The 26,172-nt window shown below is 67.5% G+C and carries 22 protein-coding genes and 1 riboswitch; of the genes, 6 read left to right on the top strand and 16 right to left on the bottom strand.

Features of this window, described 5'->3' with window-relative positions; genetic code table 11:
• Positions 1–234: 234 nt before the first annotated feature.
• From HNP98_RS05225 to HNP98_RS05210, 4 genes are all read right to left on the bottom strand, one after another.
• The gene (locus HNP98_RS05225; protein WP_173808974.1) at positions 235–1,260 is read right to left on the bottom strand and encodes a DUF3089 domain-containing protein; all 1,026 of its coding nucleotides are present in this window, start codon (positions 1,258–1,260) and stop codon (positions 235–237) included.
• Positions 1,261–1,362: 102 nt separating this feature from the next.
• The gene (locus HNP98_RS05220; RefSeq protein WP_173808973.1) at positions 1,363–2,502 is read right to left on the bottom strand and encodes a hypothetical protein; all 1,140 of its coding nucleotides are present in this window, start codon (positions 2,500–2,502) and stop codon (positions 1,363–1,365) included.
• Between the two features lie 8 nt (positions 2,503–2,510).
• Complete coding sequence (locus tag HNP98_RS05215) at positions 2,511–3,245, bottom strand: hypothetical protein (protein WP_173808972.1); 735 nt, start codon at positions 3,243–3,245, stop codon at positions 2,511–2,513.
• A gap of 49 nt (positions 3,246–3,294) precedes the next feature.
• Positions 3,295–3,549 carry a hypothetical protein gene (locus tag HNP98_RS05210; protein ID WP_173808971.1) on the bottom strand — a complete coding sequence of 85 codons (255 nt, stop codon included), beginning with the start codon at positions 3,547–3,549 and terminating at the stop codon, positions 3,295–3,297.
• A gap of 135 nt (positions 3,550–3,684) precedes the next feature.
• Here HNP98_RS05210 and HNP98_RS05205 point away from each other — a divergent pair, with 135 nt between their 5' ends.
• Positions 3,685–3,870: a hypothetical protein gene (locus HNP98_RS05205; RefSeq protein WP_173808970.1), complete on the top strand. Its 186-nt coding sequence runs from the start codon at positions 3,685–3,687 to the stop codon at positions 3,868–3,870.
• A gap of 133 nt (positions 3,871–4,003) precedes the next feature.
• A riboswitch (Fluoride riboswitch) is annotated at positions 4,004–4,077 on the top strand.
• Positions 4,078–4,125: 48 nt separating this feature from the next.
• Positions 4,126–5,442 (top strand): chloride channel protein, encoded by a 1,317-nt coding sequence (locus tag HNP98_RS05200; RefSeq protein WP_317171046.1) that lies wholly within the window; start codon positions 4,126–4,128, stop codon positions 5,440–5,442.
• 134 nt (positions 5,443–5,576) lie between these two features.
• On the opposite strand, the gene HNP98_RS05195 is transcribed toward HNP98_RS05200, so the two are convergent.
• From HNP98_RS05195 to HNP98_RS05165, 7 genes are all read right to left on the bottom strand, one after another.
• Complete coding sequence (locus HNP98_RS05195; RefSeq protein WP_173808969.1) at positions 5,577–5,933, bottom strand: nuclear transport factor 2 family protein; 357 nt, start codon at positions 5,931–5,933, stop codon at positions 5,577–5,579.
• A 74-nt stretch (positions 5,934–6,007) separates the two neighbouring features.
• A complete protein-coding gene (locus HNP98_RS05190; RefSeq protein ID WP_173808968.1) occupies positions 6,008–6,370 on the bottom strand; it encodes a VOC family protein in 363 nt (120 codons plus the stop codon).
• A 130-nt stretch (positions 6,371–6,500) separates the two neighbouring features.
• The gene (locus HNP98_RS05185; RefSeq protein ID WP_173808967.1) at positions 6,501–6,905 is read right to left on the bottom strand and encodes an FEKKY domain-containing protein; all 405 of its coding nucleotides are present in this window, start codon (positions 6,903–6,905) and stop codon (positions 6,501–6,503) included.
• Between the two features lie 28 nt (positions 6,906–6,933).
• Complete coding sequence (locus HNP98_RS05180; RefSeq protein ID WP_173808966.1) at positions 6,934–9,144, bottom strand: FUSC family membrane protein; 2,211 nt, start codon at positions 9,142–9,144, stop codon at positions 6,934–6,936.
• A gap of 89 nt (positions 9,145–9,233) precedes the next feature.
• Positions 9,234–10,319 (bottom strand): sensor histidine kinase, encoded by a 1,086-nt coding sequence (locus HNP98_RS05175; protein ID WP_317171047.1) that lies wholly within the window; start codon positions 10,317–10,319, stop codon positions 9,234–9,236.
• On the bottom strand, positions 10,312–10,536 hold the full coding sequence (locus tag HNP98_RS05170) for a hypothetical protein (RefSeq protein WP_173808964.1): 225 nt from the start codon (positions 10,534–10,536) through the stop codon (positions 10,312–10,314). The genes HNP98_RS05175 and HNP98_RS05170 overlap by 8 nt, the downstream gene beginning before the upstream one ends.
• A gap of 265 nt (positions 10,537–10,801) precedes the next feature.
• On the bottom strand, positions 10,802–11,764 hold the full coding sequence (locus tag HNP98_RS05165) for a bestrophin family protein (RefSeq protein WP_173808963.1): 963 nt from the start codon (positions 11,762–11,764) through the stop codon (positions 10,802–10,804).
• Positions 11,765–11,963: 199 nt separating this feature from the next.
• Here HNP98_RS05165 and HNP98_RS05160 point away from each other — a divergent pair, with 199 nt between their 5' ends.
• The 4 genes from HNP98_RS05160 (at position 11,964) to HNP98_RS05145 (ending at position 16,547) form a co-directional block, all read left to right on the top strand.
• Positions 11,964–12,788, top strand: a complete 825-nt coding sequence (locus HNP98_RS05160) for an energy transducer TonB (RefSeq protein WP_173808962.1) — start codon at positions 11,964–11,966, stop codon at positions 12,786–12,788.
• A gap of 105 nt (positions 12,789–12,893) precedes the next feature.
• On the top strand, positions 12,894–14,438 hold the full coding sequence (locus HNP98_RS05155) for a diadenylate cyclase (protein WP_173808961.1): 1,545 nt from the start codon (positions 12,894–12,896) through the stop codon (positions 14,436–14,438).
• 319 nt (positions 14,439–14,757) lie between these two features.
• Positions 14,758–15,861 (top strand): alpha/beta fold hydrolase, encoded by a 1,104-nt coding sequence (locus tag HNP98_RS05150; RefSeq protein ID WP_173808960.1) that lies wholly within the window; start codon positions 14,758–14,760, stop codon positions 15,859–15,861.
• Positions 15,862–16,088: 227 nt separating this feature from the next.
• On the top strand, positions 16,089–16,547 hold the full coding sequence (locus tag HNP98_RS05145) for a hypothetical protein (RefSeq protein WP_173808959.1): 459 nt from the start codon (positions 16,089–16,091) through the stop codon (positions 16,545–16,547).
• On the opposite strand, the gene HNP98_RS05140 is transcribed toward HNP98_RS05145, so the two are convergent.
• From HNP98_RS05140 to HNP98_RS05120, 5 genes are all read right to left on the bottom strand, one after another.
• Positions 16,544–18,157: an amidase gene (locus HNP98_RS05140; protein ID WP_173808958.1), complete on the bottom strand. Its 1,614-nt coding sequence runs from the start codon at positions 18,155–18,157 to the stop codon at positions 16,544–16,546. The two genes, HNP98_RS05145 and HNP98_RS05140, sit on opposite strands and share 4 nt — an antisense overlap.
• A 31-nt stretch (positions 18,158–18,188) precedes the next feature.
• On the bottom strand, positions 18,189–18,686 hold the full coding sequence (locus tag HNP98_RS05135; protein ID WP_246274970.1) for a DUF4442 domain-containing protein: 498 nt from the start codon (positions 18,684–18,686) through the stop codon (positions 18,189–18,191).
• A gap of 133 nt (positions 18,687–18,819) precedes the next feature.
• Positions 18,820–20,796, bottom strand: coding sequence for a DUF3857 domain-containing protein (locus HNP98_RS05130; protein WP_173808957.1), 1,977 nt, complete (start codon positions 20,794–20,796; stop codon positions 18,820–18,822).
• A 39-nt stretch (positions 20,797–20,835) separates the two neighbouring features.
• Complete coding sequence (locus HNP98_RS05125) at positions 20,836–22,773, bottom strand: DUF3857 domain-containing protein (RefSeq protein WP_173808956.1); 1,938 nt, start codon at positions 22,771–22,773, stop codon at positions 20,836–20,838.
• A gap of 52 nt (positions 22,774–22,825) precedes the next feature.
• Positions 22,826–26,119: a hypothetical protein gene (locus tag HNP98_RS05120; RefSeq protein WP_173808955.1), complete on the bottom strand. Its 3,294-nt coding sequence runs from the start codon at positions 26,117–26,119 to the stop codon at positions 22,826–22,828.
• Positions 26,120–26,172: the final 53 nt, after the last annotated feature.

Raw genomic sequence — 26,172 nt, 5'->3', positions numbered from 1 at the left:
CCTTGCTTCACGGGGCGGAACGAGTTTGGCTGTGTAGGAACTCCAAAGGTCGGGCCGCCCCGTTTTTATGCCTCAAATTTTAGTAGGGTAGAGTACTCGTAATTAACATTGTGCTGCTACTGTATTTACTGGCTAAGGGAAAACGGCAGTTTGCTCTGAGTTTTGTAGTGGGGGCTGCTATACCTATGGGATACCTAATCGACATTTTAGTATCAGCGTGACTGAAATGCATTACTACCTCGTCCACGCCTGCACCCGCGCCGCCGCATTCTCCCGGATGTTCATATAAAATAGGCCGATATCGGCGGCGTGGAAGGAGTGGTGCAGCTCGGGGTAGCCGGGGAGGAAAAAGCGGGGGTAGCCGGGGACTTTGGGCGGGGTAATCCAGAGAATGCCGCGGTGAACTTGGGCGTCGGTGACGTGGGCATCGACGCGCTTCATGTCGGGGCCAACGCCGCCGCGGTTGAGGGCGGCGGGGGCCCGGAGCGTGTCGAGCGCCCAGGTGAGGGGGTTGGTGGCGGCCAGGCCGTAGTAGGGCGGGTAGTCGAAGCCGCGGTCGGAGGTATTCCAGGCCACGTAGCAGCCGGTGGCCAGCGAATCGGGGCAGGGGCGGATGGTTTGGTACTCGTTGGTTTTCGCCTGGCAGCCGATAAGGTAGGCGGCCACGAGGCGCTTGCGCAGGGCGGGGTCGTGGTCGAAAAAGTCGTGGAGCAGGCGCGTGGCGTGGGTACCGCCCTGGCTGTGGCCAGCGATGATGATGGGCCGGCCTTGGTTGTAATGGGCGAGGTAGTACTGGAAGGCGGCCTTCACGTCGGTATAGGCCAGGTCGAGGGCCTGCTGGCCGTCGGGGCCCTGCTTGTCGAAAAACGAGTACAGCGTGGCCTGCCGGTAGCGCGGGGCGTAGACGCGGCCCGCGGCGTTGAACGCGCTGGCCTGGTTGAAGATGGTGGTGCGGTCGGTGTAGCGGTTGAGGCGGGCGTTGCCCACGTCGGCGTTCCAGCGGCCGCGCCAGTAGTAGCTGGTGGGGTGGATGAAGAACACATCGGCGGCGGCCGTGGCCTGGCCGTCGCGCAGGCTGGCGGCGCGGGGCAGGGCGTCGGCCGAGTCGCGGCGGGTGGGCAGGGCGGCCCAGCTGCTTGCCTGGGCATAGTTGGGGGCCGGTGCGGGAGTCGTGGCCGTGAAGCTGCGGGCGGGCTTCAATAAGCTGACGCAGCCGGCCAGGAATAGCAAGGCCAGGGGCCCCAACCGGGCTAAGCGCATTAACCAGACTTTTGGCAAGAAAAACAAGCGCATGGGTACGAAAGCGGGGCCGCGGTTACCGGGCCGCTGGCGACAAGTTAACCGCCCAGCTCATACCAGAAATCACGGGGTTTGTTGCGGCGTCATCGTGTTTTCGAGGACGTTTTCCTGGCGCAGGTAATCAATTTTGTAGTCGGGCGTGAAGCGCACCCGCACCCGGGTGCGCGTTTGCTGGTGCTGCTGGAGCGACGGCCGGAACGAGCGGGCCACCTCGACGTAGGTGGCAGTGCGCGACCCGTCGGCGGCCGGCGGGCTTACGTGCAGCGAGCCCGGCGCGGGGCGGGCCTGGTAGTCCTGAAACTCGGGGAAGTGGTTGGCCGCCAGGTTATCGGCGATGGCGGCGGGCGTGGTGGCCCGCAGCGTCAGGAACCGCTCGATGGCGGGCGCGAAGTGGGCCCCGGCATCGAAGGGCGCGGCTTGCAGGTCGGCGTAGTAGCTGGCCAGGGCGGTGCGCACGGCTTGCTCGGCCGCGGCATCGGTTTCGGCGGGGGCGCTGGCAGCCGGAGCGGCGGGGCTTGCCGCCGCGCTGTCGGCCGCCGGGGCCGGTCGGGTGGCAGGGGCGGCACCGGCGGCACCGGCGGTGCTATCGACTGCTGGGGCGGGGATTGTTTTGGGGAATACCCGCACCGTTTCGGGCGCGGCTACAGGCGGCAGCGCCAGCTGCGGGGCCTGGGGGCCCACCTCGGGGGCGGCGGCCGTGGTGTCGGCGGCGGTGCGGCTGGCACTGGTGAGGTGTTCGGAAGGGCGCTGGCCGCTCATCAAGTACACCACCAGCAGGGTTAACAGCAGAATGCCGCCGCCAAGCAGTACATAATTCAGCGTGGAGGAGCTGGCCGGGGCCCCCAACTCGGCGGCGGCTTCGTCTTCCTGGGCGGAAGGAATGGGCCCGGAAATCGGCGGTACCGGCCGCCCCCCGAAAGCTGCGGCCAACGGCGGCTCGGGCGCGGCCTGCACCGCAGCGGCCGCCGCGGGGGGCGCGGGCGCCGGGGGCGCCGGTGGGGCAGCTATCGGCGAAGCGACTACGGGCGGCGGCGCGGGCAGGCCACCTTCGGCCTGCAGCAGGGCCAGCAGGGCGGGCGCGTTTTGGCCTTGCAACAGGGTGGCGATGCGGCGGTCGTAGTCGCGGTCGGTAATCAGGCCGTTCTGGCGGTCTTGCCGGAGCTGGCGCAGCGCGGCGAGGGCGGTTTCGAGCGAAGAATCCACGGCGCGGGTTATTTGCGTTCGAGGCCCATGAGGCGGGCCTGGCGCTGCTGCAAGCGCCTGAGCGCCGCCGCGCGCGCATCTACGTTGAGCAGCAGCGCCGACGAATCCTGGCTGATTTGCAGGCGGTTGGCCGCGTTTTGCTTGATCAGCGACTCAATTTTGGACAGGTTATTGGCCGTGTTCGAGCGGGCCGAGCTTGTGCTTTTTTCGAGGCGGTCCTTCTCTTTGTCGGCCTTCTTTAGCAGGTCTTCGGCCTCGGCCACCCGCTCGCGGTAGATTTTGAGGCGGGCGGCGTTGGCGAAGCTTTGGGTGATGGTGCGCAGCGCGTTGAACTCGGCCGGTGTCCGGTCGGGGTCGAAAAACGAGGTGTTGTCGAAAGCTCCGAACACGGCCAGCTCGGCCACCGAGTCGGTGGGGGCCACGGTGGTGGCGTAGAGGTCCACGAGCTTGCCCGAAATGGTGGAAGCCGGGGTTTGCTTGGCCTTGAGCGGGTCGGTTTTGTTGCCGCCGACGCCGAGCACCCCGCCGCCCTTGAACTTGATGGCGTAGTTGTCCTTCATCCAATCCTGGAAATAGTCGCGCAGCCAGCTGGCGCTGCTCTCGACCTGCACCTTGAGGGCGGCCCGCTCGCGGCGGTCGTAGTTGACGGTGCTCGTGCGCACGTCGTAGGTTTGGGCGGTGGCGGGGGCCGTGGCCAGCAGCGCGGCCAGGCAACTCAGCAGCAAGCAATAGCGCTGAAGCATAAGCGAAAAGGTTAGAGACGAATGGGCCGCAAGGTAGTCCCCGCGCCGCCTAGCGCAGCTCGTGGCGGTCGAAGGCGGCCTGCAAATCGGCCCGCATGGCCTGGAAGCGGCCGATGGCGGCGGCCAGGAACTCGTCGTCGAGCAGCTCGCGGGCCTCGGCGTCGGTGCCGGTCAGCAGGTCCAGCTCGGCCACTTTGTAGGTCTGCTCCAGGTTGCCCTGCTCCAGCTTGAGCAGGAACTTGCTGTTCCAGGCCAGCAGCGTGATTTTAACGGCGGGGTGCGGGATGTCGGCAACGTGGCGCATGGCGAAGCAAATGAAACGGCGGGCCCACGAAGGTAGAATGCCCGGCCATAACCCCACCGGGGCCCCTGCGTAGCAAAATCCGGGGGCCCTCCTGCCGGGCCCCGGGTTTTATTTCACCTTTAACTGTTTACCGCCGTGCCCCAGGGAGATAAGTCGAAGTACACCGACAAGCAGAAGCGTCAAGCCGAGCACATCGAGGAAGGCTACGAAAAGCAGGGCGTGCCCGACGCCGAAGCGGAGGCCCGCGCCTGGGCCACCGTGAACAAGCAGAACGGCGGCGGCAAGAAGCCCGGCGGCGGGGGCCGCAAGAAGAAAGACTAGCGCCATTTCGGAGTTGGTCGATGCGCCGGCAACGGGTAGCGTGCACCAACTTCAAAACGGCGCTGGCTTACCGGAGGACGGAGAGCCGCCGGGCCGGGCCGGGCAACTTCGTCGCCCCGGGTCCGTATCTTCGCCCGGCAACGGTGATGGATTTCCACCGCGAACCGCCGGCGCTTTGTGCGCTGCGCTGATGATTCCTACAAAACGGCCGGCCGCTGGGGCCGCTCCGGGTAGTTCATCGTAGCGTTTGCTTTCGTGGTCCAACGTCCTTTTTTCGCCCCCTACCGCTCGCTGCCGGCCCGGCTGCGGGCCCTTTCCACCACTTCCACGGCTTGGTTTCTGGGGCGCTGGCTGCTGCTGGCGGCGCTGGTGGGGGCCCTGGCGGGCACGGCGTCGGCCGGCTTTTTGGTTTCGTTGGAATGGGTGACGCGCTGGCGCGAAGCCCACCCTTGGGCCTTGGCGCTGCTGCCAGCCGGCGGCCTGCTGGTGGGGCTGGCCTACCACCGCTTCGGCAACCGCGTGGTGAAGGGCAACAACTTGGTGCTGGACGAAATCCACGCCCCAAGCGAAACCATTCCGCTGCGGCTGGTGCCGCTGGTGCTGGGCGGCACGCTCGTCACGCACCTGTTTGGCGGCTCGGCGGGGCGCGAGGGCACGGCCGTGCAAATGGGCGCGGCCCTGGCCGACCAGCTGGCCCGCTGGCTGCCGCGGCGCGAGCGCCGACTGCTGCTCATTGCAGGCATGAGCGCGGGGTTTGCCGCCGTGTTCGGCACGCCGCTGGCGGGGGCCGTGTTTGGCTTGGAGGTATTTCTGTTGGGCTCGGTGCGCTACGACGCCATTTTACCCAGCTTCCTGGCCGCCGTGGTGGCCGATGCCGTGACGCGCGCCTGGGGCGTGGGCCACACGCCGTACCCGGCGCTGGGGGCCCTGCCGCTCACGGCCACCGGGCTGGGCTGCACGCTGCTGGCGGGGGCCCTGTTCGGGCTGGCGGCGCGGTTTTTCGCCACCCTCACGCACGGCATCTCCCGGGTTTTCAGCCGGCTAAAATACCCGCCGCTGCGGCCGGTGGTGGGCGGCGTGCTGGTGGCCGCGGCCATGGGGGCCCTGGGCACCATGCGCTACGCCGGCCTCGGCGTGCCGGTCATTGTGGAGGCGTTTCAGCACCCGTTGGGGGCCCAGGATTTTGCCCTAAAGCTGGTGCTGACGGCCCTCACGCTGGGCGCGGGCTTCAAGGGCGGGGAGGTAACGCCGCTGTTTTTCATCGGGGCGGCGCTGGGCTCGGCGCTGGCCGGGGTGCTCCCGCTGCCGGTGGCGCTGCTGGCGGCCATGGGCTTCGTGGGCGTGTTTGCGGGGGCGGCCAACACGCCCCTGGCCTGCCTGCTGATGGGCCTGGAGCTGTTCGGGGCCCGCGCCGGCGTGTACCTGGGCCTGAGCTGCGTGATGGCCTACCTGTTTTCGGGCCACACGGGCATTTACGCCTCGCAAATGGTCGGTTTCGCCAAAAACCCTTTGCAAGGCAGGCAGCAGGGCCGGCGGCTGGGCGAGCTGGGAAAGGCGGCCCCCAGGCCGTAGGCCCCGCCCCCTTAAACGCGCCGCCGCCACGCCCGGTGCGCCCGCCCGGGCCCCCGCCCGGGCCCGGGCAGCCAGCAGCGCAGAGAACACGCCGAAATGCTCAACCCTTGCTCGACAGCACATTACCGTCATTTTTAGGCCGGCAATACCTGCCCGATGTCCATCTGCTTGAGCAATCCGTCTTGCAGGGTGTAGAGGTGCAGTACCGGGCCATCGAACAGCAGCTGCCCCTGCATGTCGTGCACGACCTGGTGCACGGCTACTTCGAGCCGGCCATCGGCAAGCTCCCGGATGCCGGTGGGCTCCACCCGCGGGCTCAGCTCCAGCCACTGCCGCAGCCAGTAGGCCCGCACTTCGTTGTGGCCCGTGGCGTAGTCGCCCTCCCACGCCTTGGCCCAACGCACCCGCGGGTGAAAAGTAGCCAGAACGGCGGGAATGTCGCGGGCGTTGAAACCGGCGTAGGCGGTGCGAATCAGGGCGTGCGGCTCCATGCAAATGGGAAAAAGGTAGGTGGTAACAACGGCGGCCGGCGGCAAGGGTTGGGGCCGGGCGGGCTGGGGCCCGATCAGGCCAGCTGCAACAGCTCCAGCCGGTTGCCGAACGGGTCGCGGACGAAGAAGCGCTGCCGCCCATCGGGGAGGACGGAGGCCGGCTCGATGGCCACGCCCCGCGCCGCCAGCTCCTGCCGGGCCCCGGCCAAGTCGGCCACTTCGAAAGCCGGGTGCGGCTTCGAGCGCGGACCCACGGGCTCCGCCACCTCCTGGAGGTGCAGCTCGATGCCGCCCACCACGTACCAGATGGTGGCCGCGGGGTGCGGCCGCGGGGCCTCGGGCAGCCCCAGCACCCCGCCGTAGAAGGCGCGGGCCGCGGCCAGGGCCCCCACCGGCACGCCCAGCAGCAGGTGGTGAATACGGGTGAACCGGATCATAAACGGCAATTATTTTGGCGAGTGTTTCTGAACGAGGCAGCACTCCGCGCCTCGGCGCGTCAGCGTAGATACCCGCTGCTTTGAGGCGTTGGCAGGGCGTTTACGGCTGCTAAATGTTCGGAACGATGCGCTAGCGCTTTCGCATCCATTCCTTCAAACCAACCACGTCTCTGCGCACTTTGCGCCGCCACGTATCGCCGTAAGTGGCCTGCAACTGGTCGAAGACGAAGTGGTTGTAAGCCACTACGCATGACTTAGCAGGGGCGACACACCCTTCCTCAAAATATTGCACCTTGAATTGCCTCTCCAATATGGAATCGGCGGTGAAAATCACTGGCGCTTCTCCGCTGACCAGCACTAAAGACAACGTATTGGCCCGCACGTCGCGCCTCGCCAGCTCAACAGCCTGGGCGCAATTGTTATCGGTCGAAACGAACATCAGGCCAGCACAAGCGGGACGGACATAAGGCGGGCGGGGTTGGGCGGCGGCGGCCAGCGGGAGGCCGGCCAGCAGCAGCCAGGCAAGATTTTTCATGAACAAGCGGCGGCGGGGTGCCCGGCTTCTACGCGCCGGCAGTCCCCAATGATTCGCGCGCCGGGGCGGGAGCCGCGGGGGGTTCCGGGGCCCCAATGGCTGCCACCGCGGCCGCGGCGGCCTTGCTGATGTCGCCGCTCACTTTTTGCAGGAAGGCCAGCTGCTCGCGCCAGGCGGGGTCGTCGGGGGCAGCGGCGGCGGGCGGGGTGTCGGCGGCCACTTCGGGCGGGGCGTCGGGGGCGAGGGTGCGCAGGGCCGCCGCCAGGGCCGCCTGGGCACTCACCAGGGCCCGCCGGGTGGCAGCCGTGAATTCGGGGCCCGGGTCGGCGGCGGCCAGGGCGGCGATGCCCGCGGCCAGGGTGTAGTTCAGCACCACGAACTCGAACACGGCGGTGGGCTGGCGGTGGGTGCGCTTGGGCTCGGAGAGCATCCGCTGGAAGGCGGCGGCGAGGTTGGCGGCGGCCACGTAGGCGTTTTTGCGGGCCAGGCGGTAGGGCGTGCGGTCGGGGCCGGCGGGGGCGGCCAGGCGGGCCGTCACCTGGTGCAGGTAGGCCAGGTTGGCCCGCAACACCTTGGCCATCAGGCCGGGCAGGTCGGTGGCTTCCCAGCGCGGAAACAGGAAGTAGCCGGTGCCAAAGGCAATGGCGCTGCCGATAACCGTGTCGATGACCCGCTCTTGCAGCACGTTCAGGTACTCGAACTTCAGCAGCCCGTACATGATGATGAGGTAGGCCGTGAGGAAGACCACGAACACCACGTAGCTCAGCCGCTGAAACGAGTAGGCCACGACGGCAAACACCACCAGCACGGCAAAGCGCGCGTCGTTGCTGCCGATGGCGGCCAGCACGGCCAGGCCCAGCAGGCCGCCGCCCAGTGTGCCCAGCACCCGCTGCTCGTTGCGCTGCCGCGTGAGGCTGAAGCCGGGCTTGAGCAGCACCGTGGCCGTGAGCAGAATCCAGTAGCTGTGGGCCCCGTGCCAGAGCAGCTCCGACACGCCAAACGCCAACCCGCTGGCCACCAGTACCCGCAGCGAGTGCCGGAACACCGACGACTGCAGGGTGAAGTTCTGGAAGTACGCCCGCGGCTCCCAGGCCTGGCTGGCCACGAACTGCCCGTGCTGGGCGGCGCGCTCGGGCACGGCGGGGGCCGCCCCGGGCCCGAGGCGGGCGTCGAAGTAGCGCCCCATGTCGGTGAGGCGGCGGCTGAGGTCGCGCAGGGTGACGAGCGTTTTCTTCAGGGGCCACACGCTGGGCCCGCCCGCCCGAGCCCCCAGCGCGTCGAGGTGGGCCTTGATGGCGTCGAGGGCGGGCAGGAAATCGGGCGGGGGCCCGGCCAGCGCGCGGTTGGCCTGCACGGCGGCCCCCAGGCGGTCGAGGGCGGCGGCCTGGCGTCGCAGCAGCTGGGCAATTTCGTCCATCACCCCGCTCCCGCCGAAGTCGCGCCGCAGGGCTTCGTAGTCCAGGAATACGGCCGTGGCCCGCTCGTACAAGTCCACCAGGTCCACGAAGGTGAGCACGAGGCGGCGGCCGGTGCTCGTGGACTCGTTCACCACCTGGCGGCTGCGGAAGAGCACGGCCCGCACGGCCTCCTGGGTGTCGCTCACGGCCACCTGGCGGGCCACCAGGCGGCGGTAGTCGTCGGCCAGGTTGGTGCGGGTGCGGTAGAAATCGGCCTTGGCGTTGAGGAAGCCGGCCAGCGCGTGGATGCTCTCGCCCAGCGCCTGCTGGGCCGCCCGGTAGGGCCCCACCCAGTTCAGCACCAGCGCCAGCAGCCCGTACCAGGCGGCCCCCGCGGCCAGGGCCAGCGCGTGGGGCAGCACCAGCGCCGGCCGCGCCGCCGGGTGGGCCAGCGTGAGCACCAGGGCCAGCAAGCCGGCCGTGCCCACGGCCCCGGCCCGGGCCCCCCACACGAGCAGCATGCTCAGCCCGAAGCTCAGGGCCACCACCTCCAGGCCCAGCAGCCAGCGCACCGGGGCCGCGTAGCCCGTGAGCAAGGCCACCGCGAACACCAGCGCCAGGGCCGCGAGCTGGCCGTTGCGGCGGTGGCTGGCGGGGCCCGGCGTATCGGGCACGCTCACGCACACCGCCCCGGTGGCCATGGTCAGGCCCAGGTCGAACTGCCCGAACTGGGCCCCCAGCGCCGCCGGCAGCAGGATGGCCACGGCCGTGCGCAGCCCACTCGAAAAGTCGGCCCCGAAGAAAAAGTATTGCAGGCGGGTGGGAAAGCGCGGACGGGGCATGGGGCCAATGTACGGCCGGCCGGGCCCCGGGGGTGCGGGCCGCCGGGGTTTGGCCGCGCCCCGCACCCCCGGGGCCAGCCGCGCCGGCGCTACCGCACTTGCGGCACCGTCGCGGTGAACGTGCTGCCCTGCCCCTCGGCGCTGGTGAAGGACAGCGTGCCGCCGTGCCACTCGACAATCGTTTTGCACAAGGCCAGGCCCAGCCCCGTGGACGGCTCCCCGCGCAGGCCCGGCCGCCGGGCTTTGGTGAAGCGCTCGAACAAGTGGGGCTGCAAGTCGGCCGGAATGCCGATGCCCTCGTCCCGCACTTGCACGCGCACCCCGTCGGGCCCGGCGTCGACGCTCACCCACACCGTACCCCCGTCGGGCGTGAACTTGACGGCGTTGGCCACCAGGTTGATGAGCACCTGGGTGAACTTGTTCACGTCCAGGGCGGCGTACACCGGCGCGGCGGGCAGCGCGTACTCCACCCGGTGGCCCAGCAGCGCCTGCGCCCGCTGCAGCTGGTCCAGCGGCTCGCGCAGCACGGCCCCCGCGTCCACCCGGCTCCGTTTCAGGTCGGTGCCGGCCGCCGCCAGGAACTCCAGGCTCACGAAGTCGCGGATCAACTTCACGCTTTCGCGGCTGGTTTCTTCCAGCACCCGCAGCATTTCCGGCACCCGGCTACCGGCCGGCACCGGCACCTCCTCGCCCAGGTACTGCACTATTTGCTGCACCATGATGAAGGCCCCGCTCAAATCGTGCGACAGGATTTCGAGCGTGGCGTTTTTGCGGCTGTTGAACCGGTCGGCGTTTTCCTGGTAGCGCTTGAGCACGCTGGTGTCGCGCAGCGTGCCCCCGAGCAGCGCCCCGCCGCCGGCCGTGGCCTCGTAGTACGGGGTGAGGCAAAACCACTGGTCCGGCTCGCCGGCCATTTGCAAACGAATTTCTACCTCGTCCCGGGCGCGGCCCCGCTGCCACAGCCGCCAGTAGTGCGCCAGGTACGCCCGGTCGTCGGGATGAATCCGCTGGAGCAGGCCGGGCAGCTCGTCGTTCACTTGGTCGGGGCGGCCGCCCAGCACCCGCTCGTAGGCCGCGTTGACGAACACCACGCGGCCGGCCGCCAGGTCGTACACGAACTGCACGTGGGGACTGGCGGCCGCCACGTTGGCGAAGAACGGAGCGGCCTCAAACACTGCCGTCAACAATAGCCTGTTGGGCAGCGGGAGCCGGCCGGGTGGCCAGCCGGTCTTCTAAATAGTCGAGGGAGAAGCTGCCGCGCACGAAGGCGGCCAGCAGCTGCCGTTCGTACAGGTCGGGGGCCAGCGGGGTGCCGTGGGCGAAACGCAGGGCGAAGCCCACGAGGCGTTGGCGGCCCGGCTCGGTGGCCAGGAGCGAAAAAGAGGGATGCATCAGGGCAGGAACAGGGAGGCTTCGTCCCTATAGATTGCCGTGGTGGAGCGTCACCAAACCCCGCCCTGGCCCCGCTCGGGCGGCATCATGGGGGAACGGCGCGGAGCCACCCGGGTTTTACGAGAGGTAAGGACCCTGTATACCCCAACCCCGCGTAAATGTTTGGGGCCGGTTTCCAAAGCCAGCCGCCGGGCGCCGCCGAACGGCCGGAAAATGGCGGGTCATTCCGTCGACCTTGGCCCCGGGCCCCGGCGCGGCAACCGCGCTAGTACAGCACGTCGTCCACGGGCTCGATTTTGGGCGGCAGCGCGGTTTCGCCCAGCAGCTCGCGCAGGTCGATTTCGATGCTGCGGCAAATGGTGGTCATCGGCACGTCGTGGATTTGGTTGTCGAAGGGGTTTTCGGTGGCGTGGCCCATCAGCTCGATGATGTTGAACACCCACGACACCAGCACCGCGAAGGGCACCATCAGCCAGACGTGGTACTGGCCCAGGGCCACGCGGTGGTCGAACTCCTCGACCAGGCCCAGCGGCAGCAGGGCGGCAAACACCCACACGAACACGAAGCTGAAGTAGGCGTACTGGCGCGGAAACGGCGTGTTTTTGATCCGCTCGCAGCCGCCCTGGGCGTTGAACATGTCCTGAATCGTTTCCATCAGGGCCACGTGGCGGAACTCGCTGAGCAGGCCGCCTTCGTAGAGGGCCCGCAGCTCCTCGCTCTGGTGGCGCAGCAGGTGCGTGGGCGGGTTGCTCATGCCCTTGGCGGCGGCCGACTCGGCGGGGTCGAGCAGGAAGGGGGCCACTTCGGCGTCCCAGCGCTCAGCGATTTGGCGGCGCAGGTGCAGGCGCAGGGCGTTGCACCAAGCCACCTGGCGGTACACGAGGCGGCGGTGCGGCTCCTGGGGGTCGGGCAAGTGGGCCCCCTGGCCGGGTTCGGGCTGCACGAAATCGAACACCCGGATGGCCCAGGTGCGGCTCACGTTCACGATGCTGCCCCACAGCTGGCGGCCCTCCCAGAACCGGTCGTAGGAGCCGTTGCTTTTGAAGCCGATGTAGAACGCCACCGCCGTGCCCAGTGTGGCCACCGGCTGCCACGGAATGTCGAGCACGTGCACGTCGAGGGGCCCGTAGAGCAGGCAGACCAGCGTGTTGTAAATGGTGAAAACGATGAGGCTGCGGCGCGACATGCGCCAGATAAGCGCCGGCCGAAGGTTGGAACGGATGTACATGAAGGAATAATGAATTAATTCCCAAAAATACGCAGCTGGGGGCCCCCGCAGTTAGCTGGCGGGGCAGGAGCCGCGGCCGGCCGGCGGCTTCGGTTTGGCACTTTTTCGGGCCGGGGCCGCCAGCAGCGCCCGTCAGAACGCTTAAAATTAGCGTATTTTGGGGAGCCTATTCGCCGTTACTTCTTTTTATTCCCGTCCGATGATGCTACCTGTTCCGCCCAAACCCCTGCTGCTGGCCCTGTGCCTGGCCGCCGCCACCGCCCACGCCCAGAAGCGCGCCATGCCCCCCAAGCCCGACCGCGCCGAAGTGTACGACTCGGTGGCCCAGCCGGCGGTGCCCATCGGCGGCACCGCGCGCTACGCCCAGTTCCTGGCCGACCACCAGCGCTACCCCACCACCGCCATGCAGCAGGGCCAGCAGGGCACGGTGCCGGTGCGCTTCGTGGTGGAAAAAACCGGCGTCGTGAGCCACGTGGAGGTGGCCAAGCCCGTGGCCCCGCTGCTCGACGCCGAGGCCGTGCGCCTCATCAAAAGCGGGCCCCGCTGGACGCCGGCCAAAAACCGCAACCAGGTGGTGCGCCAGCGCGTGACGGTGCCGGTGAGCTTCGTGCTCTCGCCGCCGGCCGCCCCCGTGCAGCTGCCGGCCAAGGGCGGGGCCCCCGCCCCGCCGCCCAACGCGGCCGACATTGCCGCCTCGGCCCACCCCGACCAGCCGGCCGTGGTGGCCCCCGACCGGCCCGCCCAGCCCGTGGGCGGCACCGACGCGTTTTTTGCCTGGATTGAGAAAAACCAGCAGTACCCCAAGCTGGCCCGCCAGCGCAAAATCCAGGGCAAGGTGCCGGTCGAGTTCATCGTGCAGGCCGACGGCAGCCTGACGGATGCGCGCGTCATCAAAAAGATGGGCTCGGGCCTGGACGAGGAGGCCCTGCGCCTGATTCGCACCGCCCCGAAATGGGAGCCGGCCAGCTACCGGGGCAAGCCGTTAAAGCAAAAGATGGTGCTGCCCGTCTTGTTTCAGCTGTAGGCCGGCCGCGCCCCCCCGCCGCCCGCCGCGGCAACGCTGGCGGGGGCCGGACTTTTCGCCCGCTTTCGCTGTTGTGGTTATTCCGCGCCCCCTTTCCCGCCGCCCATGTTTCTCTCTTCAACCGATACCCTGCTCTCCGACGACGTGGCCGCCCTCACGAACGCCCCGCCCGTGTGGCCCTACCAGGCCCGCTACCGCCGCCTGGCCCAGGCCCTGGCCGAGGAGCTGTTTGGGGCCCTCGACGAGGAGCTGCACCCCGTGGTGCTGCTGCTGGCCCTGCCCGCCGAGCACACCTTGTCGGCCCGCTGCCTCGAGCCCCACGCGCGCGCTCTGCCCGCCGACCACTTTGCCGGGGCCGTGGCGCGGGGCCGGTACTTGCAGGATTCTGTGCCCCAGGGCGGCTACCTGGACCGCGACGACCTGACGCCCGCCATCCTGCGGCGGCGGCAGCAGGGCCGGGGCCTGCGCACGGCCGTGCAGGAGGTGCTCGACGGGCTGGATGTGGACACGTCGCACGTGCACTTCGCGGGCTGGCCGGTGCTCATCAACGAGCACTTTATTGTGACGGTGCTGCGGCTCCAGCGCAAGGCCCTGCGGGCCCACCCCAGCCTACTGCCCGACCGCTACTACACCGACGGCCGGCCGCTGGCCGCGTCGCTGGTGATGGCCGCGCTGTACCGCTTCAACGAGGAGGGCGTGAAGAACCTGAGCGAGCCCGAGCCCGGCGCGGGCGTGGTGGGCCGCCCCCGCGAAACCGAAGAGCTGCTGCGCGCCGCCGGCCGCGCCTTTCTTGACACGCCGGCCCAGGCCCTGGGCCTCGACCCGCTGGTGGCCCAGCTCTTTACCACCTGCAACACCATCTCGAGCCTGCGCTACGAGGGGGCCGAGGGCGTGGGCCGGCTGCTGCTGGGCCGCCGCCACCACCCCAACCTGGAAGAAATATTCGCCCTCACCTGCCCCACCCCGCTCACCGACTACCGGGCCGTGCGCAAGCTGCTGGAAATGACGGCCCCCGACGTGCACCTGCTCGCCGACGGCGAAAACGTGTACGCCCTGGGCCGCCAGGTGGGCCACTACGACGCCACGCGCGAAGACCTGTTCGCCGTCAACTTCATCACCCACTACGCCTGGGAGCTGCAGCACGCCAGCCACGTGCTCATGCGCACCCACTACGGCCTGCCCGGCCTGCCCCGCGCCCGCCTGAGCCGCGCCAGCTTCCGGCGCGACCTCAAGCGCACCTTCGGCCTCACCGAGGCCCCCAAGGTGGAAAAGCTCTGGGACGTGGTGTTCGAAGCCAGCCGCCAGAAGCACGGCACGCTGCTCGTCATCACCACCGAGGCCCTGGCCGAAGCTGACCGCCTCAAGCTCCAGTGCACGCTCATCGAGCCCGTGCCGCTCACGCCCCTCATCACGCGCCTCGTCACGGCCATCGACGGGGCCGTGCTGCTCGACCCCGAGGGCTACTGCTACTCCATCGGCGTGATTTTGGACGGCACCGCCAGCGGCCGCGGCGACGGCAGCCGCGGGGCCCGCTACAACTCGGCCATGCGTTACGTGGAAAGCTCGCGCTACCCCTGCCTGGCCGTGGTCGTGAGCGAAGACGGCCTGGTGAACGTGCTCACCTCCAAGCGCGAGGGCGGGGAGCGGTAGGCAGCTGGGCAACTCAGGCCCCCGTTGCCGGCGGTGGGCGGGAGCGGGGTGGTCCGGCGACTTTTTCAGTCGTCGGGCCACTCTGACAGTACCCCGGAGCGGCTGCTTTTTCAGTGACTGCTGTTACGCGGTGCTTCAGCTCAGGGGGCCCCAGGGGAGCAGCGCGAGCTTTGTGGTTAGTCAGAGTGGCCCGACGACTGAAAAGTCGCCGGACCACCCCGCTCTGAGCCACCGGCGGTTTGCTTTTTCTACGCGTCATTTGGAAACGCGCCGGCCGTCGTGCCAGCGCACTTTGCCTTAATCGTTCAGGCCCCTGCCCATGCTTAACCTTAGCCCTACCGCTCGCCTCGCCCTGCTTCTGTGTTGCTGGCTGCTGCTGCCCGCGGCCGGCCGGGCCCAGGCCCATTACCCCACCCCGGTAGAAGGCGACTTCGCGCTGCCCCAGTTCCGGTTTGCCAGCGGCGAAACGCTGCCGGTGCTGAATTTGCACTACACCACCGTGGGCCAGCCGCGCAAGGACCGCAGCGGCCGCGTCACGAACGCCGTGGTCATCATGCACGGCACCACGGGCGCAGGCACCAGCTTTCTGAGCGACCTGTTTGCGGGGCACCTGTTCGGGCCCGGACAGCCGCTGGACGCGGCCAAGTACTACGTCATCCTGCCCGACGCCATCGGCCACGGCAAGTCCAGCAAGCCCAGCAACGGCCTGCGGATGCAGTTCCCGAAGTACACCTACGACGACATGGTGCTGGCCAATTACCGGCTGCTGACCGAAAAGCTCGGCGTGGCCCACCTGCGCCTGGTGATGGGCACGTCGATGGGCGGCATGGAAACCTGGGTGTGGGGCTACCAGTACCCCGGCTTCATGGACGCCCTGCTGCCCCTGGCCAGCCTGCCGGTGGAAATTGGGGGCCGCAACCGCATGCTGCGCAAAATGGCCATCGATATGATTGAAATGGACCCCGAGTGGAAGGGCGGGGCCTACACCGCCGAGCCCAAAACGGGCCTCGCCGGGGCCGCGTCGTCGCTCATCTTCATGACCAGCAGCCCCAAGCAGATGCAGCGGCTGGCCCCCACCCGCGCCCTGGCCGAAGCCGCCCTGGCCAAAACCGAAGCCAGCCTCTACGCCGCCCTCGACGCCAACGACTTCATCTACCAGTTCGACGCCTCCCGCGACTACAACCCGGCCCCGCACCTGGCCGCCATCCGGGCCCCGCTGTTCGCCATCAACTCGGCCGACGACCAGGTGAACCCGCCCGAGCTGGGCATCCTGGACAATGAAATCAAAAAGGTAGCCAAGGGCCGGTACATCCTGCTGCCCATCACCGACCTCACCACCGGCCACGGCACGCACTCCAACCCCGCCATCTGGGGCAGCTACCTGCAAGAGCTGCTGACGCTGACCGAAAAGCCCAAGCTGTAGTGCTGCCCGGCAGGCTGAGGGCCCTGCCGGCCGGACACCGCGAACAAGCGGTCATAGAGGACATCCATGGCCCACAGGCGCGGCGAAGCCTGGCCGGCTGGGGCGCGACACGATGGCTGTCGTCGCCGCGGTAGCCCGAACTAGTCCACCTCGGCCAATGCGCGGTATCCTAAATAATTTGCCCTTAAATTTGGCTTACTGCCCAAAACAGGCTTTTGCTTCTTTCTATGACCGCCGACGAACGCCTCAACCAACTCGAGCCGCTGATTGCCGAAACCATCACCATCCTGGACCGGCACACCTACCAGCTCAAACAGTTGGGCAGTGCTATTAGTCAATTGAACGGCGCTGTTGGTCAATTAACTACGGCAGTAGCCCAGCAAGGGGATAATATCACCTTCCTGCTGCACGAGCAAATGGCAATGAAGACCGACATCGCGGACATAAAAACCGACGTTGCCGGCCTCAAAACCGACATCGCGGACATAAAAACCGACGTTGCCGGCCTCAAAACCGACATCACGGACGTAAAAACCGACATCACGGACGTAAAAACCGACATCACGGACGTAAAAACCGACATCACGGACGTAAAAACCGACGTTGCCAGCCTCAAAACCGGCCAAACCGAAACTAACAGCAAGCTCGACCAACTGCTGCAACTACTACAAAAGCCGGGCAACTAGCGGCCGGCCTTCTGTTGGCTCGCCACTCCGGGCAGCGCCGGAAACCGCGCCGGGGCCCGGCGGTGGTGCGTAGCCTGCTCGTAGGCGTAAGCGTACTTTATCAGCGTCGGCTCGTCGAAGGAACGGCCCAGGAACTGCAGGCCGGCGGGCAGGTGGTCGTAGGTGAAGCCCATGGGTACGGTGAAGGCCGGCTGGCCGGTGTGCGGGGCAATGAGCTGGCTGTTATCGCCTTTGTAACCTTTGAAGTCGCCCACTTTGGCGGGCGGGTTGTTCCAGGTGGGGTACACCAGGGCCCCCACTTGGTAGCGGTCCATTACGGCCGTTACGGCGCGGCGGAAGGCGATGCGGCGCGGGTCGGTATAGGCCTCGCCGCGGCCGGCGGTGCTGGCCGCCGGGCTCACGCCGTGGGCCAGCTCGTCCTGCAAATTTTCCTTAATGTAGGCCGCGTATTTGCCCGAGGCCAGCACGGCGTCGATGTTTTTCACGGGCACGCCGGGGCCCTGGGCGGCCAGGTAGGCGTTCACGTCGTGCTTGAAAACCGAGGCCCACTGGCCCTTGCTGACCTGGGCAAAGTCCGGGATGTCCACGTCCACCACCACGGCCCCGGCCCGGCGCAGGTCGGCCACCGCCTGCGCGAACACGGCCTTCACCTGCGGGTCGGGGTTCCGCTCGCTCAGGGTGCGGAGCACGCCGATGCGGGCCCCCTTGAGTCCGTCTTTGATCAGAAACCGCTGGTAGCCGCCGGCCGGCACCTGGCCGGCGCTGTAGGCCGTGAGCGGGTCGGCCGGGTCGGGGCCGGCCATCACTTCGAGCAGGCGGGTGGCGTCGGCCACGGAGCGGGCCATGGGGCCCCCGGTGTCGTTGCGCAGGTACAGCGGCACGATGCCGGCGCGGCTCACCAGCCCCAGCGTGGGCCGGAACCCCACCAGCGCGTTGTGCGACGAAGGCCCCCGGATGGAATTACCGGTGTCGGTGCCCAGGCCGGCCGTGCCGAAGCTGGCCGCCACGGCCGCCGCCGTGCCCCCGCTGGAGCCCGCCGGCACGTGCGCCAGGTTGTAGGGGTTGCGGGTTTCGCCCGCCAGCGAGCTGATGGTCACCATCGGGCTAAAGGCCCACTCGGCCATGTTCGACTTGGCCAGCACGATGGCCCCGGCCGCCTTAAGGGCCCGCACCACCGTGGCATCGGTGGTGGGCGCGAAGCCCTTGAGGGCCAGCGAGCCGGCCGCGGTTTGCAGGCCGGCCGTGTTGTAGTTGTCCTTCACAATCAGTGGGATGCAGTGCAGCGCCCGCATTTTGCCGGTGCGGCGGTACTCGGCGTCCAGCTCCTTGGCGGTGGCCAGCGCGGCGGGGTTTGTTAAGATGATGGCGTTGAGCCCGGTGGGCTGGTCGTAAGCGGCGATGCGGGCCTGGTACGCCCGCACGAGCTGCTCGCAGTTGCAGTCGCCCCGTTTCAGGGCCCCTTGCACGTCGGCAATCGAGGCCTCTGCCACCTCAAAGCGCGGGGCGTTGGCCGGGGCGTCCGGCCTGGCGGATTGCCGGCAGCCGCTGCCCAGCACCGTGCCGAGCAGGACCAGCAAAAAGAGCCGGCCGGATGTGTAGCGTGTCGTCATACGGAAGGAATAAGGAATTAGGCAAAGGAAATTAGCGCTTGGCCCGGAACGACCACGTGACGCGGAACACCGCCACCACGTCGCCGGCCTCGTCCACGCCCGTGCTGGTGCACACCACGGTGCGGCCCTCGCCGGTGGCGCGGCTCTCGGCCACGGCTTGGGCAATGGCCGCGCCGTCGGGGCAAGTGAAGGTTACCAGGCCGGTGGCTTTCTTGGTGAACTCGGCCGTCAGGCCCGTCACCAGCATCGACACGGGGGCCCCGGTTTGCACGTGCATCATGGCCTGGAGGCCGCTGGCCAGCTCGGCCGCCATCGCCAGGCAGGCAAAGTAGATGCTACGAAACGGATTCTGGGTAAGGTACTTGTACCGAATAGTGACCGTGGCCCCTTCCGGCGTCAGCGCGCGCAGGCGCAAGCCGGCCAGCCAGGCCATCGGCAGTTTGCGCAGCATGAACAGCCGCAGCTTGGCCGGGCTGAGCACCTGGCGGCGGAAGGCGGCGGCTTGCGGGGTATCGGTGGTGACGGGCATGGGGCGAAGGTACGTTTTGCCACTGCCAGACGACGCAACGCAGCAACTGCTAGCGGGGCCCAGTGTTGCACCCCGGCGGGCCCCGACGGTGCAGTCTGTGCCGGGGTGAGCCCCGCTTCCTACCGCACGGCCGCTAGCCCTTCTTGTCCAGCACTAGCACCACCTTGTTCCAGTTAGCCGCCGCGTTCACCACGGCCCGAAAGGCTTCGAAATCGGCCTTGGGCCAGCGCACTTCGCGGTAGTGCTCGGCAATGGTCACGGTCACGGTCTGGCCCTGCTGCACGTAGGACGAGCGGAAATCATAGACGGGTTTAACGGCGTCGGGGCCCGCTTTCACGTCCACGTTCAGGTCGGCGAGGTTGCGCACGCTGTAGCCCGGCGGCACGTCGAAGCGGATGGTGCGCAGGTAGCGGCGGTTGTGCTCGTTTTCTACGTCGAACTGGCGGGTTTCGGTCTGGTACAGCTCGGTTTGGCTGCCGAGCAGGGTGCCGATTTTGAAGAGGTAGCGCGGCCCCGCCTTGTCTAGCAGCGACGCCGATTCGCACTGGCCCTCGACGATGAACGGCTTGTCGAGGGGGTTCACGCCGCGCTCCGCGTTGCGGACGCCCAGTCGCTGGAAGTTGCTGGCGTCGGGCACGATGGATTTTTGCAGCTGCTGCAACAGCTCGGTGCGCTTGGCTTCGGGAATCAGCGGCCAGTAGGGTTGGATTTGGACGGCCGGGTAGCCGCCCAGGGTCTGGCGCAGCTGCACGGTGCTGGTGCTCAGGTCGGGCGAAAAGGCCACCGCCACGTCGAGGTCCTGCGGGCTCTGGTCGGCCCCCAAGGCCGGAATATCTTTCACCCGGCCCACCGCCGACTCTATGGTGCCCAGCGCCACGCTTTTGATGAACAAGCCCGAGCCGGCCGTCCACTCGGCCGGCAGCATCCCGTAGCGGTACTCGGGCCGGCCGGGGGCCAGGTACTGCCCGGTGGCCGGGAAGTACAGCGCGAAGTGGTCGAGCGAGTCCCAGGTGTCGAAGCTGCCGTCGAAGGGCGTGGCGTCGCGGCTGCTGGTCACCACCAGCTCGTAGTCGATGCCCATGCTGCGGTACAGGGCGGCCAGCAGGCGGGTGAAGCCGGCCTCGGGGGCGTTGTGGCTGGCCACCACTTGGGCCAGCACGGGACTGGTGCTTTCCTCCAGATTGAAGTTGAGCTTGACGTAATTTTCAGCGGCGGCAATGCGCTCGGCCAGCGGGCCGGTGGCGGGCAGCTTGGCGGCGGCCAGCACCTGGGCCACGGCCTTCGCATCGTCTTTGCTCTGCGCGGTGGTGGAGCGGTACACGTATTGGCTGGCATCGGCCCAAGTGAACTGGCGGGCCGCGCCCTTGCTGGCGATGTAGGCCAGCTTGTAGGCCACGCGCATGCGCTGGGCTTTCATTTGGGCAAAGGCTTCTTCGCGCAGCGCGGGCACGGTTTTCAGGGCCAGACGCAAGACCCGGTGGCCGGGCAGGGTGGTGTCGGCCACGGTGGGCGGGCCGTGGTACACGCGCGTTTCGAAGGTGAGGACGGTAGGCGAAATCAGCTCGAAGGTGACGTCGCGGGCGGGCGTTTCCCCCTGCAACACCTCGTTGCCGAAGTAGTTGAGGGGCCGCTCACGGGTATAGAAGTACTCCACCTCGCTTCCTTTCTCCACCCCGTCCACGGCAAAAACGCGGTAGCCGCGGCCCCCGTCCTGGTCCTTCAGCTCCTTCATGTCGGCGGCTTTCACGTCGCGCACCTCGCCCCGCGGGCTGATGGTGCGGGCCTTGATGTCGACCACGGCCCCGGACTCCAGCACCGGCACCACAATTTTGTTAAACCGCTCGATGCCCTCCGAGGTGTTGACGCGCACAATGCGGTGCTCGGTGGCAAACAGGCGCAGGTCTTTGCGGCCGGCGTCGTAATAGTACTCCAGACTCGTGAAGTTTTTCAGGATGATGGCCGGCAGCACGGCCTCGGCCGCCGACACGGGCAGGCGCTGGTGGCGCCCCCCATCCCAGTCGTAGCCCGCGTGAATAAGGTTGGGTGGCAGGGTCTGGGCTGGGGCCCCGGCGGCGACCAGCAGGAGCAGAAAAAGTAAAAGGAATCGCATAATTACTATTTGATAATCAAATGTTTATTGAATAGAACATTAGCCTTTTTTCTTCTTTAAAATCACCACTTCGCGGTACGCGGTGCCAAGCTTGTTCACCACGGCGTTCCAGCGGCCAAATTGCTGGGGCTGGAGTAGCAGGTAGTTCACGTACAGCTCCCGGTCTTGGATAATCTTGTCGCCTTTGCGCTCGTAGCTCACCTTAAAGCCCAGCGCGTCGCCCTGGGCCTGGGCGCTGGGGGGCAGGTAGCTCACCTCGTAGCCGGCGGGCACTACCAGCTCGGTGCGGGTGTGGTCGGTGTGGGCAAACTCGTTGTAGCGCGGCAGCTTGCGGGTAGTCGAGTCGATGCGGTCGGTGGCGTAGGGCCGCTCCAGGCTGAGGTTGACGTATACCTCGTCGTCCACCCGCTGCACGTAATCCTGCAGGCGGTAGTCGTAGCTGATGCTCAGGGGCCGGTCGCGGGCGTCGAGGTTGGCAATGGTGTACTTGTCCACGAAAAACTTGTTGTTGCCGCGCTCGAGCAGGCTTTTAACGTACTTGGTTTCGTCGGTGCCGTCCAGGCCGTCGAGGCCGTAGCTCTGCCGCACCTTGGAATAGCCGGCCAGGCGGAGCTGGCCGGTACCGCGCAGGGCGGTGCCGTCCAGCGTCAGTACCGACGTGTCGTCGGCACCGCTGCGGGCCTTGTCCATCGCCGGGATGTCGACCACGCGGCTGGTTTTGGCGTCCAGCGCCAGCAACCCTTCCTTGCCCTGAATCATGGCCGAGGGCATGCCGTAGGGCGTGTGCTTGCTCGTGGCGTCGAGGAACACGTAGTGGCCCGGCGTGGGCTCGTAGGTGGCAATCATGTGGTTGTCGACGCCGGGCGTGGCCAGCTCGGCGTACTTGTAGGGCAGGTCGCGGGTGCCCACCCAGGTCAGGTAGGCGTGTTGCACGCCGGCCAGGTGCAGCATCTCGTTGGTGAGGTTGGCCATGTCCTTGCAGTCGCCGTAGCGGCGGGCGCACACCAGGCCGGCGTCGTGCGGAATGAAGCCGCGCAGGCCCTGCTCGAAGGCGATGTAGCGCACGTTGTCCTGCACCCAGTAGTAAATGCGGCGCACTTTTTCTTCTTCGCTGGGGGCCCCGGACACCAGCGAGTCGACGCGGTGCTGCAAGGCCGGGCTCGGGTGCCGGTCGATGCGACGCACGAAGTCGGCGTACATCGTGTACAGCTGGGGCACGCCCGAGAGCAGTTGCCGGGCCTGCCCGCCCACGGGTGCTTCCTCCACGAAAAACACGATGTGCGGCAGGTAGTAGCTCGCCTCGGGCGCGTCCTCGTCGCGGGGCGGGCTAGGCAGGTTGTCGGCCGTCCAGCGGTACACAACCTGGTTGCCCTTTTCCTCCTGCGTGTACTTGATGGGCGTGTTCTCGGCGTGGAAGGTTTTGTAGCCGATGCGCACGCCTCTGGGGGCCGTAATGGTCAGCTCGGCGTGGCGCACGGGCACGTAGGAAGCCACGTAGAACGGCAGCACGAAGCGGGCATCCACGTGGCGCACGGTGTAGTCGGTGACAGTGCGGGCCCCGGGCCCGACGGCCGGAAACGAAAACGACGTGGACCGGGTATCGTCGAAAAACACCCCGTTCTGCATCTCAAACTTGTCCTTGAAGTCCGTCACCTTCACGGTTTTGAACTTGTCGCCGGCCGGCACCAGCGTGCGGGCCCCCAGCTTCTGCAAGCGGCTGAAGTGGGAACTGGACACCCGGTCGTTGGCGTACATGGCCGACTGTTCGCCGAGGTGCAGCATGTCGGCGTGGTGGCGGGCCAGCACCTGCACCGAATCGTTGCGGATTTCCACGGTCAGGTCCTGCCGCAGCTCCAGGTACACGGCTTTTTCGCCCGGGTATTGCTGCTGCATGGCGGCCAGCAGCGGGCTGGGGGCCTGGGCGCGGGCCGCCACCGCCAGTAGCAAGGCCGGCAGCAGGAATAATCGACGCAGCATAATGATTCAATTAATAATCAATAGGTTAATAGGATAAGATTGTCCGGCTTCGTTATTTCTTCCCGTACACCATCTGGTTCCAGTACACGTCGGTGTGCAAGGGCTTACCGGCGGCGTTGTAGGCGGTGGCGGGGCCGCTGCGCTCGCCGCTGAGGTAGGTTTCTTCGCGTTCCAGGGTGCCGTCGGGGCGGTAATAGCGGCAGCGGCCGTGCAGTTCGCCGTGCAGGTAATGTTCCTGCTCCATGAGCTTGCCGTTGGGGTAGAAGCTTTCCAGCAGGCCCACGCGCGCACCGTGCTGGTACGCCCCGCGCCGAAACACCCCACCCGCGGCGTAGTAGAGCGTGGCCGGGCCGGTGGGCTCGCCGTGGGCGTAGGTTTCGGCGGTGGCGGGGCGGCCGTTGGCGAAGGCGGTTTGCACGGGGCCGCTCAGGTTGGCTAGGGACTGCCAGGGCGCTTCGGGGGCCCCGGGCCCGCGGAAGCTCACGAGCGCGCCGTGCTCGTAGCGCTTCTCGGCCAACAGCTCGCCGGCGGGGTTGTAGCGACGGCTCGGGCCGTGCAGCTCGTCGGCAACGTACTGCTGTACCGTTTCCACCTGGCCGTTGTCAAAATAAAAAATCCACTCGCCTTCTTGCTGGCCGTTGGCGTAGCGGCCTTTGGCGCGCAGCTGCCCGCTGGGGTAAAAGGCCTGCCAATCGCCGTTCACCTGGCCGCCCTGGTATTCCAACACCTGGTTGGGCTTGCCGGTGGCAAAAAACGTTTGGTAGGGCCCGTAGCGGCGGTCGTTGAGCAAGCTGCCGCTGACCGATACGCTGCCGTCGGGCCGCAGCCACGTGACCGGGCCGTAGCTGTCATAGCACGAGAGGGCGGTTCGGTACAGCGGCTGGCCCCCGGGGTAGTGCAGCACGTACTCCTTGCTGGCGGGCGTGAGGTCGACCTGCGTCAGCACCCGCCCCGTCGAGTCGTAGGTGGCGATGCGGCGCAGCTGGTCGTAGGCATACGTGCGCTCTTGGGTGAGCTTGCCACCGGGCGCGTAGCTGCGGGCCAGCCCGTTTTGCAGGCCCTTGTGCAGCTCGTACTCTTCGCTGAGCTGGCCGGTGGGATAATAGTCTTTCCAGGGCCCCTGGCGCTCGCCGGCTTGGTAGTAGCCGGCCTGGGCCAACTGGCCGTCGGCCAGGAATCGCTCAAAGTAGCCGTCGAGGCTACCATCGGCCCCGTAGTGCAGCCGCTGCTGCACCTGCCCGTCGCGAAAGAAGACCTCCGACACGCCGGCTTTTACTCCCTTGTCGTCGTAGTGGCTGATTTCGCGTACCTGGCCGTCGGGGTAAAACCACTTCCATTCGCCGGCAAATTGTCCGTCGTTGAAGGTGCCCGTGGCCAGCGGCCGGCCGTCGGCGTCGATGGCGTGCACCGGCACGCGGCCTTTTTTCACGGGCTGGTCGAGCGCGGTTTTACCGGCCCGGTCGTAGTAGCGCAACCGGGCAGTGCGGCCGTGGGCGTACTCGGTGTCGGCGTATAGGTGGCCCTGCTCGTCGTAGTCGCGGTAGAGGCCGTGCAGCTCCCCGGCCTCGTCGTAGCTTTTTTCCACGCTCGGCTTGCCGCCGGGGAAGTATTCGTGCCAGGTGCCGGCGCGCTTGCCGTGCTCGAAGCGGCCATCCTCGCGCAGGGTACCGGCGGCAAAATATTCGGCGTAGGGCCCGTGGAGGGTGCCCTGGTCGTAGGTGCCTTTCTTTTCGGGGGCCTTGTTGGGGTAGTACGTGGCGTAGGGGCCCTGTTTTTTGCCCGCCGCCAGCACGATGCTGTACTCGGGGGTGCCGTCGGGGTAAAAGCCTTCTTCCAAACCGTCGGTTTCGTCGGCGTGGGCCACGGCGCGCAAGTGCACTTGGCCGTTGGCGTAATACGTGGCGTAAGGGCCCTCCAGGTTGCCGGCTTTCAGGGTGCGCGTGCTGGTGCGGGCCCCGCACTCGTTGTAGCGGGTGGCGGGGCCCTCGGCCTTGCCCAGGTGGTAGGTGATTTCCAGCGAGGGCTGGCCGCCGGGGTAAAACTCCTTGGTGGGGCCTTCGCGCACGCCCTTGTCAAAGGACAAGGTTTCTTGCGGGGTGCCGTCGGGCCGCAGCACTTGCCACGGGCCCGTGACCTGGCCAGCCGCGTTGTACTGCCCGCGCTCCGTTACCGCGCCCGCGCTGCTCACCCCAATCCACGCGCCGGAGCCCACGAACTTGCCTTGTTCCCGGCGGCCCGGGCCCAGGCCGTCCAGCTCGCCGTCGCTGAACCAGCCGGCCACGCGCTGGCCGGGCGCACCGCCCACCACCTGCTGCTGCTCGCGCAAGGTGAGCAGGGCGGGCACCAGTTCGCGCACCAGCGCATCGACTTTGCCTTTGTTGCTTTTAAGCCACTGGGCCGCGCTTTTGTCGTCGGCTGATTGCAGGATGAGGTAGGTAAAGGGCACCAAGTTGTCGTTGCGGCGCAGCACGGCCACCACTGGCGCGTAGGCCCGCACCCAAAAATCGGTGGCCGGCCCGTCTACCGGAAATTTTTCCACCAGCAGTTGGGTCTGCTTCACCACGGCCGCCGCAAACTTCACTTTCGACACGTATTCTTTTTGCAAAGCCACTTTGCTTTCCAGCAATTGGTCCAGCTCGGCAAACGCTTCGTTGGGCGACACCGGGGCCGTGCGCTCGTTGTCGAGCACCACCGGCACGCCCTGCGCCAGCCGCTCGGCCTGCACCAGCACGCTGTGAGCGGCCGGGCTGGCATCGCCGGTGGCCAGGCACAGCAGCGAGCTGAGGAGTGCGTGGGACGTGTGGCCCTGCTCGGCGGCCAGCAAGGCCAGCAGCCGGTGCGAGTTGGCGTGTAAGGGCTTCAGCTCCAGGCTGTGCTGGAGGCTGGCCAGGGCGGCAGCCGTCTGGCCCTGGCGCAGCTGCGTCAGGCCCTGGTTGTAGTACAGGGTCTGGCTGTAGGGGAACAAGTGCAGGCCTTGCTGGTAAGTAGCCAAGGCGGCCTCGGGCTGCTTCAGCTCTTCCTGGGCATCGGCCAGCGTTGCGTAGGTAATGCCCTCAAAGGGGTTGATGGCCAGGGCGTGGCGGGCGGCTTCGGCAGCCTCGGCGTGCTGCCCGGCGGCCTCCAGCGACAGGGCTAGCTCGCTCTGGGCCAGGGCGTAGGTGGTGTCGCCGGGCGTCACGGCCCGATACTTGGCAATGGCCCCGGCGTAGTCTTCCTTGTCGTGCAGGGCCACTCCTTCCTTCACCAGCTGCCCTTGGGCAGGCCACGAGGGGGCTTGCTGGCCCGCGCCTAGCCGCGGGGCCAGCACCAGCAGGGCCAAGCCGGCCCCGCAAATAGTGCGTAACATAACAATCGGTAGAAGAAGTATAACAGGACCGGAAAGGGCTGTGCGTCCCCGGC

Origin of the sequence: Hymenobacter caeli, assembly GCF_013294115.1 — a bacterium.
GTDB classification, from domain to species: domain Bacteria; phylum Bacteroidota; class Bacteroidia; order Cytophagales; family Hymenobacteraceae; genus Hymenobacter; species Hymenobacter caeli.
Note: the sequence above shows the minus strand (reverse complement) of the source record. Positions and strands in the feature narration are given on the sequence as shown.